The sequence below is a fragment of the Pseudomonas sp. BS3782 TE3695 genome (genome assembly GCF_050435305.1).
Classification (GTDB): Bacteria; Pseudomonadota; Gammaproteobacteria; order Pseudomonadales; family Pseudomonadaceae; genus Aquipseudomonas.
Genome location: NZ_JBNDKB010000001.1, coordinates 2,789,819 through 2,803,088 on the forward strand (window position 1 = coordinate 2,789,819; position 13,270 = coordinate 2,803,088).

Here is a 13,270-nt window from a genome sequence, read left to right on the forward strand (position 1 = left end):
CCTACAGGAATGTCGTCGAACGCGGTCGATGTAGGAGCTGCCGTAGGCTGCGATCTTTTCGGCATCACCCAAAGAACCTGATGAAACACAATTTGCCGATTCCCTGACAAATTCAAGAAAAACTGGAGACAGCAATGGCCGAAGCAAAAGTACTCAGTGGCGCCGGGCTCCGTGGCCAGGTTGCCGGGCAAACCGCACTGTCCACCGTGGGCCAGTCGGGTGCCGGCCTGACCTATCGCGGCTACGACGTTCGCGAACTGGCGGCTGACGCACAATTCGAAGAAGTGGCTTACCTGCTGCTGTACGGCGAACTGCCGACCAAGGCACAACTCGCTGCCTATACCCAAAAACTGAGCAAGCTGCGTGACCTGCCGCAAGCGCTGAAAGAAGTGCTGGAACGCATCCCCGCCGACGCTCATCCGATGGACGTGATGCGCACCGGTTGCTCGTTTCTGGGCAACATCGAGCCGGAGAAAGACTTCTCCGAGCAACACGACAAAACCGACCGCCTGTTGGCCGCCTTCCCGGCGATCATGTGCTACTGGTATCGCTTCAGCCACGACGGCAAACGCATCAATTGCGTGACCGACGAAGCCTGCATCGGCGGCCATTTCCTGCACCTGTTGCACGACAAGAAACCGAGCGAATTGCACGTCAAAGTGATGAACGTTTCGCTGATCCTCTACGCGGAGCACGAGTTCAATGCGTCGACTTTCACCGCTCGGGTGTGCGCCTCGACGCTGTCGGATCTGTATTCCTGCATCACGGCGGCCATCGGCTCCCTGCGCGGCCCGCTGCACGGCGGCGCCAACGAAGCGGCGATGGAAATGATCGAACGCTTTTCGTCGCCCGAAGAGGCGATCAAAGGCACCCTCGGCATGCTCGAGCGCAAAGACAAGATCATGGGCTTCGGCCACGCGATCTATAAGGACAACGATCCGCGCAACGAGGTGATCAAGGCCTGGTCGAAAAAGCTCGCCGACGAAGTGGGCGATACGGTGCTGTTCCCGGTGTCCGAAGCCATCGACAAGACCATGTGGGAACAAAAGAAACTGTTCCCGAACGCCGACTTCTACCATGCGTCGACGTACCACTTCATGGGCATTCCGACCAAGTTGTTCACGCCAATCTTCGTCTGCTCGCGCCTGACCGGCTGGGCGGCGCATGTGTTCGAACAGCGTGCCAACAACCGCATCATCCGCCCGAGCGCCGAATACGTCGGCGTCGAACAGCGCAAGTTCGTGCCAATCGAACAACGCTGAATGGTGGGGGCTACCGCGCTGGTTACTGAATGAACCGGGAACCAGTGTGGGAGCGGGCTTGCTCGCGAAGACGGACTGACATCCAACATTGATTTCGACTGACACACCGCTTTCGCGAGCAAGCCCGCTCCCACATTAGATTGGGTTCAGTTCAGTAGCCGCGCCAGACCCCACCCTTTGAAACCACCGTGACCGAGTCCTGACGATGAATACAAAATTCCGCAAACCGCTGCCCGGCAGCCATCTGGATTATTTCGACGTCCGCGCGGCGGTCGAGGCCATTTCGCCAGGCGCCTACGACACCCTGCCGTACACCTCCCGCGTGCTGGCGGAAAACCTTGTGCGTCGCTGCGACCCGGCCACGCTTACAGAATCCCTGAAGCAATTCATCGAGCGCAAACGCGACCTCGACTTCCCTTGGTTCCCGGCCCGCGTGGTGTGCCACGACATTCTCGGCCAGACCGCGCTGGTCGACCTCGCCGGCCTGCGCGACGCCATCGCCCTGCAAGGTGGTGACCCGGCGCAAGTGAACCCGGTAGTGCCGACGCAATTGATCGTCGACCACTCGCTGGCCGTCGAGCGTGGCGGCTTCGACCCGGAAGCGTTCGAGAAGAACCGCGCCATCGAAGACCGTCGCAATGAAGACCGTTTCCACTTCATCAACTGGACCAAAAAAGCCTTCAAGAACGTCGACGTGATCCCACCGGGCAACGGGATCATGCACCAGATCAACCTGGAGAAAATGTCGCCGGTGATCCAGGTGCGTGATGGCGTGGCCTTCCCCGATACCTGCGTCGGCACCGACAGCCACACCCCGCACGTCGATGCGCTGGGCGTGATCGCCATTGGTGTTGGTGGCCTGGAAGCGGAGAGTGTGATGCTTGGTCGCGCATCGTGGATGCGTCTGCCGGAAAGCGTCGGTGTCGAACTCACTGGCAAGCTGCAACCGGGCATCACCGCCACCGACATGGTGCTGGCGCTGACCGAATACCTGCGCAAACAAAAAGTCGTCGGCGCCTGGCTGGAATTCTTCGGTGAAGGTGCTTCGGCGCTGACCCTGGGCGACCGCGCGACCATCTCCAACATGGCCCCGGAATACGGCGCCACGGCGGCAATGTTCTATATCGACCAGCAGACCATCGACTACCTGAAACTCACCGGCCGTGAAGACGAGCAAGTGCAACTGGTCGAGAATTACGCCAAGACCACCGGCCTGTGGGCTGACAGCCTCAAGGGGGCGCAATACGAGCGCGGCTTGACGTTTGACCTGTCCAGCGTCGTGCGCAACATGGCCGGCCCGAGCAATCCGCATGCCCGTGTGGCGGTTTCGGATCTGGCCGCCAAAGGTATCTCCGGCCAGTGGGACGACGTGCCTGGCCAGATGCCGGATGGCGCGGTGATCATCGCCGCCATCACCAGTTGCACCAACACCAGCAACCCACGCAACGTGATTGCCGCTGGCCTGCTGGCGCGCAACGCCAACAAGCTCGGGCTGACCCGCAAGCCATGGGTCAAATCCTCGCTGGCGCCGGGTTCGAAAACCGTGGCGCTGTATCTGGATGAAGCCGGGCTGACTACAGAACTGGAGCAACTGGGCTTCGGCGTCGTGGCCTTCGCTTGCACTACCTGCAACGGCATGTCCGGCGCGCTGGACCCGGTGATTCAGCAAGAGATCATTGACCGCGATCTGTATGCCACCGCCGTGCTGTCTGGTAATCGCAACTTCGACGGGCGCATTCATCCGTACGCGAAAAACGCGTTCCTGGCTTCGCCGCCATTGGTGGTGGCTTACGCCATTGCCGGGACCATCCGTTTCGACATCGAAAAAGATGTGCTTGGCGTGGTCGACGGCAAGGAAATCCGCCTGAAAGACATCTGGCCGAGCGACGAAGAAATCGACGCGGTGGTCAAGGCCTCGGTGAAACCGGAGCAGTTCCGTCAGGTGTACATCCCGATGTTCGCCATCCACGAAGACACCGGTCCGAAGGTCACGCCGCTGTATGACTGGCGCGAGATGAGTACCTACATCCGTCGTCCGCCGTATTGGGAAGGCGCGCTGGCCGGCGCTCGTCCGCTCAAGGGCATGCGCCCGCTGGCGGTGTTGCCGGACAACATCACCACCGATCACCTGTCGCCTTCCAACGCGATCATGCTCGACAGCGCCGCCGGTGAATACCTGGCGAAAATGGGCCTGCCGGAAGAAGACTTCAACTCCTACGCCACGCACCGCGGCGACCACTTGACCGCGCAGCGCGCGACGTTCGCCAACCCGAAACTGTTCAACGAAATGGTCCGGGAAAACGGCAAGGTCAAGCAGGGTTCCCTGGCTCGCGTCGAGCCGGAAGGCCAGGTAATGCGCATGTGGGAAGCGATCGAAACCTACATGGAACGCAAGCAGCCGCTGATCATCATCGCCGGCGCCGACTACGGCCAGGGTTCGTCCCGTGACTGGGCAGCCAAAGGTGTGCGTCTGGCGGGTGTGGAAGCGATTGCCGCTGAAGGTTTCGAGCGCATCCACCGTACCAACCTGGTGGGCATGGGCGTGCTGCCGCTGGAATTCCAGCCGGGCACCGATCGCCACACCCTGGCCATCGACGGTAGCGAAACCTACGATGTGATCGGCGACCGCACTCCGCGTGCGACGCTGACGCTGGTGATCAATCGCAAGAATGGCGAACGCGTCGAAGTACCGGTGACCTGCCGCCTCGACACCGCCGAAGAAGTGTCGATCTACGAGGCCGGCGGCGTGTTGCAGCGTTTCGCTCAGGACTTCCTCGAAGAATCGGCGGTTGCCGTTTAATACGACGAGTTCGGGCGGGGCCATGCGGTCTCGCCCGATCCTAAAAGGAACATCATGGCTCACGCACCTCAAATTAAAATCCCCGCCACCTACATGCGTGGCGGCACCAGCAAAGGCGTGTTCTTCAGCCTGAAAGACCTGCCCGAAGCGGCACAAATTCCAGGGCCGGCTCGCGATGCGTTGTTATTGCGCGTGATCGGCAGCCCCGACCCATACGACAAGCAAATCGATGGCATGGGCGGTGCGACGTCCAGCACCAGCAAAACCGTGATCCTGTCGAAAAGCCGCAAGGCCGACCATGACGTCGATTACCTGTTCGGGCAGGTCTCCATCGACAAGCCTTTCGTCGACTGGAGTGGCAACTGCGGCAACTTGTCGGCAGCGGTCGGTTCATTCGCGGTCAGCAATGGCCTGGTGGACGCCAGCCGCATTCCGCACAACGGCGTGGCGGTGGTGCGCGTGTGGCAGGCCAACATCGGCAAGACCATCATCGCCCACGTACCGATCACCAACGGTGAAGTGCAGGAAACCGGCGATTTCGAACTCGATGGTGTGACCTTTCCGGCAGCCGAAGTGCAGCTCGAATTCATCGACCCGGCGGCGGAAGAAGAGGGTGACGGGGGTTCGATGTTCCCCACCGGCAATCTGGTGGATGACCTCGAAGTGCCGGGCGTCGGTACGCTCAAGGCGACCCTGATCAACGCTGGCATCCCGACCATTTTCATCAATGCTGAAGACATCGGCTACACCGGCACCGAATTGCAGGGCGCAATCAACGGCGACTTGAAGGCCCTGGCGATGTTCGAAACCATCCGCGCTTACGGTGCGTTGCGTATGGGGCTGATCGGGCATCTGGACGAAGCGGCCAAGCGTCAGCACACCCCGAAGGTGGCGTTCGTCGCCAAACCGACGGATTACATTGCATCGAGTGGCAAAAAGATTGCTGCCACCGACATTGATTTGCTGGTGCGCGCGCTGTCCATGGGCAAACTGCACCACGCGATGATGGGCACGGCAGCGGTGGCCATCGGCACGGCGGCGGCAATTTCCGGCACGTTGGTGAACCTGGCGGCTGGCGGCATCGAACGCAATGCTGTGCGCTTCGGTCATCCCTCCGGCACCTTGCGCGTGGGCGCCCAGGCCAGCCAGGTCAACGGTGAATGGACCGTGAACAAAGCCATCATGAGCCGCAGTGCGCGGGTATTGATGGAAGGTTACGTCCGCGTGCCGGGGGATTCTTTCTAAATACACATACTCCCTGTAGGAGTTGCCGAAGGCTGCGATCTTTTGATCTTGCCTTTTAAAAGCAAAATCAAAAGATCGCAGCCTTCGGCAGCTCCTACATTTAATCCCGTTCCTACAATAAGAAAGCAGTACAGCCAGAGATTGATCCTGAACCGAGGTCCCATCAGCGAACCACTGACCGAGTGAATCGAACATGAGCGCCAACGTCGACCTGAACAACCGCCCCGACTACGACACGGTCCTGCAGGACATCGCTGACTACGTCCTCAACTTCAAAATCGACTCTGCCGAGGCGCTTGATACCGCCCGCAATTGCCTGATGGACACCCTCGGCTGCGGTCTGCTGGCGCTGCGTTTTCCCGAATGCACCAAACACCTGGGACCCATCGTCGAAGGCACGGTCGTCCCTTTTGGCGCTCGCGTGCCGGGCACCAGTTACCGTCTCGATCCGGTCAAAGCGGCGTGGGACATCGGTTGTATCGTTCGCTGGCTCGATTACAACGACACCTGGCTCGCCGCCGAATGGGGTCATCCGTCGGATAACCTCGGCGCTATTCTCGCGGTGGCTGACCACCTGTCGCAAAAACGCCTGGCCGATGGCGATGCACCGCTGACCATTCGTGTGGTGTTGGAAGCGATGATCATGGCGCATGAGATCCAAGGCGTGATTGCGCTGGAAAATTCCTTCAATCGTGTCGGTATTGATCACGTCATCCTGGTGAAAGTCGCCTCGACCGCCGTCACCGCCAAGCTCATGGGCGCCAATCGCGAGCAACTGCTGTCGGCGTTGTCCCATGCCTTTGCCGACGGCCAGGCGCTGCGTACTTACCGGCATGCACCCAATGCCGGGTCGCGTAAATCCTGGGCAGCGGGGGATGCGTCCAGTCGTGGCGTGCGTCTGGCGGACATTGCGATGCGTGGGGAGATGGGTATTCCCGGTGTGCTGACCGCCAAACAATGGGGGTTCTACGACGTGCTGTTCAGCCATACCAACAACGATCTGGCGCTCAAGCCTGAAGACAAGCGTGTCTTCAGCTTTTCCCGGCCATTCGGCAGCTATGTGATGGAAAACGTGCTGTTCAAGATCAGCTTTCCCGCCGAGTTCCACGCACAAACTGCCTGCGAGGCTGCCGTCACCTTGCACCCGTTGGTCAGGAACCGTCTGCACGAAATCGACAAGATCGTCATCACCACCCACGAATCGGCGATCCGCATCATCTCCAAGGTCGGCCCGCTGGCCAACGCCGCGGACCGCGACCACTGCATCCAGTACATGATCGCCGTACCCTTGGTGTTCGGAAATCTGGTGGCCGAGCAATATGAAGACGACTTCCACGCGGTGCATCCGATTATCGACGTGCTGCGCGACAAAATGGTCATCGTCGAAGACCCGCGCTTCACCCGCGAATACCTGGAGCCGGATAAACGTTCCATCGCTAATGCGGTGCAGGTGTTCTTCAAGGACGGCTCCAGCACCAAGAACGTTGTGGTGGAATACCCGATCGGCCATCGCCGTCGCCGCATCGATGGTATTGCGCTGCTGGAGGAGAAATTCAAGGCCAATCTGGCGACACGCTTCACGGCTCAGCGCAGTGCCGAGATCTTTGCGTTGTGCAAGGACCAGGCGCGGCTTGAGGAGACGGCGGTGAACCGGTTTGTGGATTTGTTTGTGATCTAGGAGACCGAGTTATCGTTCTTCGCGAGCAAGCCCGCTCCCACATTTGATCTGTGTCGTACACAAAGTCTGTGTTCGCTGAAGATCAAATGTGGGAGCGGGCTTGCTCGCGAAGGCGGCCTGACAGGCGCTAAAGAACTACTTGAACCGCCGCTCCACACCTTTCTCCACCAGAATCTTCGCCGAAATCTCTTCTACCGAAAAATGCGTGGAGTTGATGTGGGCAATGTTCTCGCGGCGAAACAGATTCTCCACTTCGCGCACTTCGAATTCGCATTGCGCGTAGCTTGAATAGCGGCTGTTAGGCTTGCGTTCGTTGCGGATGGCTGTAAGCCGGTCCGGGTCGATGGTCAGGCCGAACAGCTTGTGATGATGGGCGCGCAGGGCGGTTGGCAGTTGCAGTCGCTCCATGTCGTCTTCGGTCAGCGGATAATTGGCCGCGCGGATGCCGAATTGCATGGCCATGTACAAACACGTCGGGGTTTTACCACAGCGCGACACGCCCACTAGTATCAGGTCAGCTTTGTCGTAATAGTGGGTGCGGGCGCCATCGTCATTGTCGAGGGCGAAGTTCACCGCCTCGATGCGCTCCATGTAATTGGAGTTGCCGCCGATGGAGTGGGATTTGCCGACGGTGTAGGAAGAATGCTCGGTCAGCTCCTGTTCCAGGGGGGCCAGGAACGTCGAGAAAATGTCGATCATGAAACCATTCGACGTTGCGAGAATCTCACGAATATCCTGATTGACGATGGTGTCGAAAATAATCGGACGAAAACCATCGTTTTCGGCGGCTTTGTTGATTTGTTGTACCATGGCCCGCGCTTTATCCGCGTTGTCGATGTAGGGCCGCGTGATTTTGCTGAAGGTAATGTTTTCGAACTGCGCCAACAGGCTTTGACCGAGGGTTTCGGCCGTAATGCCCGTGCCATCGGAGATAAAGAAAGCAGATCGTTTCATTTGCACCTTGGGCCTTAAGCTAGTGACGATTCTTGGATATAGTAGGCGCGATTTGTCGGCCGCCAATGGCCTGCATTCTCACTTATTTTCCAGGTCCAGGCCATACAGCCGGCAAATGCTCCCCCGAGCCGCCGGCTTCTGAGCTTTTCCAACACAGTTAGTGGAGAGATCACCTTGGTAGAGTACGTAGTTTCCCTCGATAAGCTCGGCGTCCATGATGTAGAGCATGTGGGGGGCAAGAACGCATCCCTGGGCGAGATGATCAGTAACCTTGCAGGTGCCGGTGTATCGGTCCCCGGTGGCTTCGCCACGACAGCTCAGGCATATCGTGATTTCCTGGAACTGAGCGGTCTGAACGATCAGATCCACGCCGCCCTCGACGCGCTGGATGTCGACGATGTCAACGCCCTGGCCAAAACCGGCGCCCAGATCCGTCAATGGATCATGGAAGCCGAATTCCCCGAGAAGCTCAATACCGAGATCCGCACCGCGTTCGCCACGCTGTCGGCCGGTAACCCTGACATGGCCGTTGCCGTGCGCTCTTCCGCTACCGCCGAAGACTTGCCGGACGCTTCCTTTGCTGGCCAGCAGGAAACCTTCCTGAACATCCGTGGTGTCGAAAACGTTATTCGCGCCGCTAAAGAGGTGTTCGCCTCACTGTTCAACGACCGTGCGATTTCCTACCGCGTGCACCAGGGCTTCGACCACAAGCTGGTGGCCCTGTCGGCCGGCGTGCAGCGCATGGTCCGCTCCGAAACCGGCACCGCCGGCGTGATGTTCACCCTCGATACCGAGTCGGGCTTCCGTGACGTGGTGTTCATCACCGGCGCTTATGGCCTGGGTGAAACCGTCGTGCAAGGCGCGGTGAACCCGGATGAATTCTATGTCCACAAAGGCACGCTGGAAGCCGGTCGTCCGGCCATCCTGCGTCGCAATCTGGGCAGCAAAGCCATCAAGATGATCTACGGCGACGAGGCTAAGGCCGGTAAATCGGTCAAGACCATCGACGTGGACAAGGCTGATCGTGCCCGTTTCTGCCTGAGCGACGCTGAAGTCAGCGAGCTGGCCAAACAAGCGATGATCATCGAAAAGCACTACAAGTGCCCGATGGACATCGAATGGGCCAAAGACGGTGACGACGGCAAGCTGTACATCGTGCAGGCCCGCCCGGAAACCGTGAAGAGCCGCACCCAGGCCAACGTCATGGAACGTTACCTGTTGAAAGAAACCGGCACTGTGCTGGTGGAAGGTCGCGCTATCGGCCAGCGCATTGGCGCCGGCAAGGTCCGCATCATCAAGGACGTGTCCGAGATGGACAAAGTCCAGCCCGGCGACGTACTGGTCTCTGACATGACCGATCCGGACTGGGAACCGGTGATGAAGCGTGCCAGCGCCATCGTCACCAACCGTGGCGGCCGTACCTGCCACGCGGCGATCATCGCCCGCGAGCTGGGCATCCCGGCCGTGGTCGGTTGCGGCAACGCCACCCAACTGTTGCAAGACGGCCAGGGCGTGACCGTTTCCTGTGCCGAAGGCGACACCGGTTACATCTTCGAAGGCGAACTGGGCTTCGACATCAAGAAAAACTCCGTCGATGCCATGCCGGATCTGCCGTTCAAGATCATGATGAACGTCGGCAACCCGGACCGCGCCTTCGACTTCGCGCAGCTGCCGAACGCTGGTGTGGGTCTGGCCCGTCTGGAATTCATCATCAACCGCATGATCGGTGTTCACCCGAAAGCGCTGTTGAACTACGACGGTCTGCCACAGGACATCAAGGACAGCGTCGACAAGCGCATTGCCGGCTACGACGACCCGGTTGGCTTCTATGTCGACAAACTGGTTGAAGGCATCAGCACCCTGGCCGCTGCGTTCACTCCGAAAAAGGTCATCGTGCGTCTGTCGGACTTCAAGTCCAACGAATACGCGAACCTGATCGGCGGCAAACTCTACGAGCCGGAAGAAGAAAACCCGATGCTGGGCTTCCGTGGTGCATCGCGTTACATCAGCGAATCGTTCCGCGACTGCTTCGAACTCGAGTGCCGCGCCCTCAAGCGCGTGCGCAACGAGATGGGCCTGACCAACGTTGAAATCATGGTGCCGTTCGTTCGCACTCTGGGCGAGGCAAGCCAGGTGGTTGATCTGCTGGCCGAAAACGGTCTGGCCCGTGGCGACAACGGTCTGCGCGTGATCATGATGTGCGAGCTGCCGTCCAACGCGATCCTGGCTGAAGAATTCCTTGAGTTCTTTGACGGCTTCTCGATTGGCTCCAACGACCTGACTCAGCTGACACTGGGCCTGGACCGTGACTCCGGGATCATCGCGCACCTGTTCGACGAGCGTAATCCTGCGGTCAAGAAGTTGCTGGCTAATGCTATTCAGGCCTGCAACAAGGCCGGCAAGTACATCGGCATATGCGGTCAGGGCCCTTCGGACCACCCTGATCTGGCCAAATGGCTGATGGAGCAGGGCATCGAAAGCGTTTCGCTGAACCCCGATTCCGTACTGGAAACCTGGTTCTTCCTGGCTGAAGGTCAGGCTTCGGCCTGATTCGTGAATGAAGCCTCGGTCGATTGACCGGGGCTTTAAGACTCAAGTAGGGCGGGCTCCTCTGGATGCCGCCCTTTTTTGTGCAAGAGCATTATGCAAAGCAGCAGCAACCTATTTCCTGTCGCCCTGATCAGCGCCGAACGGCGCGGTGATTTGAGCGAAGACGTCTATCGTTTGAAACCCGGCAACAGCCCCGACGGCACCGTCGAACTGGCTGTAACCCGCCTGGGGCTGGCCGATGAGCCGGCGGTGCGTGGCGTGCCGGTGATTCTGTTGCACGGCAGCTTTTCCAATCGACGGTTCTGGTTCTCCCCCAAAGGCTTGGGGCTAGGGGCATATCTGACGCGCCTGGGGTTCGATGTATGGATCCCGGAAATGCGCGGTCATGGCCTGTCTCAGCGCAACCAGGACTATCGCAAGAACCGCGTCGCCGACTACGCGCGTTACGACTTGCCGGCCATTGGCGCGTTCGTTCGCGAGCAAAGCGGCCAGATTCCACACTGGATCGGTCACTCGCTGGGCGGCATTACGCTGGCGGCGGCGCTGGGTGGAGAATACATCGGCGAGCCTGTCGTCGCGTCCGCGGCGTTTTTTGGCACGCAGGTGAGCCGCACCTACTGGCCGTTGAAGTTTCCACCGGTGGAATGGAGCGGGCGCTTGATCCTCAAGCGGTTTGCTCAACTGTCAGGTTCACGCCTCAAGCGCGGCCCGGAGGACGAGCCGATTGGTCTGGCCCTGGAAAGCATGCGCTGGTACGGGCTGTTCGGGCGTTTTGGCGATGCCGACAAGGACTGGTGGGCGGGTTTGGCCGAGGTTCGGTTACCGGTGCTGGCCGTGAGCGCCGCGGGCGACCATCAGGACCCGACGTGGGCCTGCCGCAAGCTGTTCGATCAGGTCGGCTCCGAGCACAAGCAATTCATCACCCTTGGCCGCGAGCAAGGCTTTGGCGATAATTTCGGTCATGTGGAAATGCTTGTCAGCAAGTCTGCCCAGACAGAAGTCTGGCCGTTGGTGGCGCGTTGGCTGGCGGATCAACAGACGCCTTTGCTGGGTGGAAAGCCGGATTTTGCCGGAGCAATTTGAGCCTGATGCTCTAACAAGGGCATTTCGCTCGCAGCGGCTTGCGGCTAAGATATGACGCATTAAGCGGTTCTGGTCACTTTTGGTGATTGACTCGATCGGCGCGTTTGCAGCCGTTCAGCACTGGTCCGCGTATGCTGCCTACTCGATTGTCTTCCTTTTTACAGGAGTTTCTCGATGAACCATTACCTCACGCCTGACCTTTGCGATGCCTATCCGGAACTGGTGCAGGTGCTGGAACCGATGTTCAGCAATTTCGGTGGCCGCGATTCTTTCGGTGGCGAAATCGTGACCATCAAATGTTTCGAAGATAATTCGCTGGTCAAGGAGCAAGTCGCGCTCAAGGGTAACGGTAAAGTACTGGTGGTCGACGGTGGCGGTTCCCTGCGTCGCGCGCTGTTGGGCGATCTGCTGGCCGAGAAAGCCGCCAGTAACGGGTGGGAAGGGTTGGTGATTTACGGTTGCATCCGCGACGTCGATGTTATCGCGCAAACCGATCTGGGGGTTCAGGCCCTGGCCAGTCACCCGATGAAAACCGACCGGCGCGGTGTTGGCGAACTCAATATTGCCGTGACTTTCGCGGGTGTGACTTTCCACCCGGGTCACTATGTTTATGCGGACAACAACGGCGTGATCGTTTCGCCAAGCCCACTGAAGATGCCCGAATAAGCGCGTTTCATTAAAGGGGTGAGGATGTTCGAGGAAGAAAACGCGCAGTGGGGGCTGGTGCATGCCCTGGTGCTGGACGGTAAAGGCGGTGCGCGTTCGATAGCCCGGACTCAACTCGATGACTTGCAGTTGCAGGCCCATGAAAGCCTGTGGTTGCACTGGGATCGCAGTCACCCGCAAACCCAGACCTGGCTGCGTAAAGACAGCGGTCTGAGTGAATTTAGTTGCGACTTGTTGCTGGAAGAGAACACCCGGCCGCGTCTTTTGCCGCTGCCGGATGCCGAGCTGTTGCTGTTTCTGCGCGGGATCAACCTCAATCCAGGTGCCGAACCGGAGGACATGGTCTCGGTGCGGATCTTCGGGTCGGCCAGGCGGGTGATTTCCCTGCGTCTGCGGCCGTTGCGCGCCACCGATGATTTGCTGGTGCAACTGGCCGAAGGCAAAGGGCCGAGAACCTCTTCCGAACTGATCCTTTATATAGCTCAGTATCTCACTCACAAGGTGCAGGATCTGGTCAGCTGTCTCTCGGAAATCGTCGATGAGGAAGAAGAAAAACTGGAGGCCGACGAACGGTATACCCCCGAGCATGGCGCCGTTTTGCAGATCCGTCGCAGGGCGGCCGCGCTGAAGCGTTTCCTGGCGCCGCAGCGGGATATTTTCGGTCAGTTGACGCGGACAAGATTGCCGTGGTTCGTCGAAGACGATGGCGATTACTGGAACGAATTGAACAACAGCCTGACCCGTTATCTCGAGGAGCTGGAACTGACCCGAGAGCGCGTGGGGCTGGTCCTGGAGGCTGAAGACCGGCGTTTGAGCGTGCGCATGAATCGCACGATGTACCGCTTCGGGATCATCACCGGGATATTTTTGCCGATGAGTTTTCTGGCGGGTCTTTTGGGGATTAACGTCGGTGGTATTCCATTCGCTGCCAGCCCCTATGGCTTCCTGATTGCCTGCCTTTTGATGGTCTCGGTGGCGCTGGGTCAATGGTGGCTATTCCGACGTTTGCGCTGGTTCTGATGATGAGTCATG

The 13,270-nt window shown here is 59.2% G+C and carries 9 protein-coding genes; 8 read left to right on the forward strand and 1 reads right to left on the reverse strand.

Annotation, left to right across the window (positions count from 1 at the left end; all coding sequences use genetic code 11):
• Positions 1 to 134 precede the first annotated feature (134 nt).
• The 4 genes from prpC to prpD all read left to right on the forward strand — a co-directional run bounded on the left by prpC (position 135) and on the right by prpD (position 6,985).
• On the forward strand, positions 135 to 1,262 hold the full coding sequence (gene prpC, locus ABH909_RS12900; RefSeq protein WP_429433560.1) for a bifunctional 2-methylcitrate synthase/citrate synthase: 1,128 nt from the start codon (positions 135 to 137) through the stop codon (positions 1,260 to 1,262).
• Between the two features lie 205 nt (positions 1,263 to 1,467).
• Positions 1,468 to 4,062, forward strand: a complete 2,595-nt coding sequence (gene acnD / locus ABH909_RS12905) for a Fe/S-dependent 2-methylisocitrate dehydratase AcnD (protein ID WP_429433562.1) — start codon at positions 1,468 to 1,470, stop codon at positions 4,060 to 4,062.
• A 54-nt stretch (positions 4,063 to 4,116) separates the two neighbouring features.
• Positions 4,117 to 5,307, forward strand: a complete 1,191-nt coding sequence (prpF, locus tag ABH909_RS12910; RefSeq protein ID WP_429433564.1) for a 2-methylaconitate cis-trans isomerase PrpF — start codon at positions 4,117 to 4,119, stop codon at positions 5,305 to 5,307.
• Between the two features lie 193 nt (positions 5,308 to 5,500).
• Positions 5,501 to 6,985 carry a 2-methylcitrate dehydratase gene (gene prpD, locus ABH909_RS12915; protein ID WP_429433566.1) on the forward strand — a complete coding sequence of 495 codons (1,485 nt, stop codon included), beginning with the start codon at positions 5,501 to 5,503 and terminating at the stop codon, positions 6,983 to 6,985.
• Between the two features lie 135 nt (positions 6,986 to 7,120).
• On the opposite strand, the gene ppsR is transcribed toward prpD, so the two are convergent.
• The gene (ppsR, locus tag ABH909_RS12920) at positions 7,121 to 7,939 is read right to left on the reverse strand and encodes a posphoenolpyruvate synthetase regulatory kinase/phosphorylase PpsR (protein ID WP_007902088.1); all 819 of its coding nucleotides are present in this window, start codon (positions 7,937 to 7,939) and stop codon (positions 7,121 to 7,123) included.
• A 174-nt stretch (positions 7,940 to 8,113) separates the two neighbouring features.
• Between ppsR and ppsA the strand changes: the two genes are divergently transcribed.
• From ppsA to ABH909_RS12940, 4 genes are all read left to right on the forward strand, one after another.
• Complete coding sequence (ppsA, locus tag ABH909_RS12925; RefSeq protein WP_429433568.1) at positions 8,114 to 10,489, forward strand: phosphoenolpyruvate synthase; 2,376 nt, start codon at positions 8,114 to 8,116, stop codon at positions 10,487 to 10,489.
• A gap of 93 nt (positions 10,490 to 10,582) precedes the next feature.
• Positions 10,583 to 11,572: an alpha/beta fold hydrolase gene (locus ABH909_RS12930; RefSeq protein WP_429433570.1), complete on the forward strand. Its 990-nt coding sequence runs from the start codon at positions 10,583 to 10,585 to the stop codon at positions 11,570 to 11,572.
• Positions 11,573 to 11,746: 174 nt separating this feature from the next.
• On the forward strand, positions 11,747 to 12,238 hold the full coding sequence (gene rraA, locus ABH909_RS12935; protein WP_429433572.1) for a ribonuclease E activity regulator RraA: 492 nt from the start codon (positions 11,747 to 11,749) through the stop codon (positions 12,236 to 12,238).
• 24 nt (positions 12,239 to 12,262) lie between these two features.
• Positions 12,263 to 13,258 (forward strand): zinc transporter ZntB, encoded by a 996-nt coding sequence (locus tag ABH909_RS12940; protein ID WP_429433574.1) that lies wholly within the window; start codon positions 12,263 to 12,265, stop codon positions 13,256 to 13,258.
• Positions 13,259 to 13,270 lie beyond the last annotated feature (12 nt).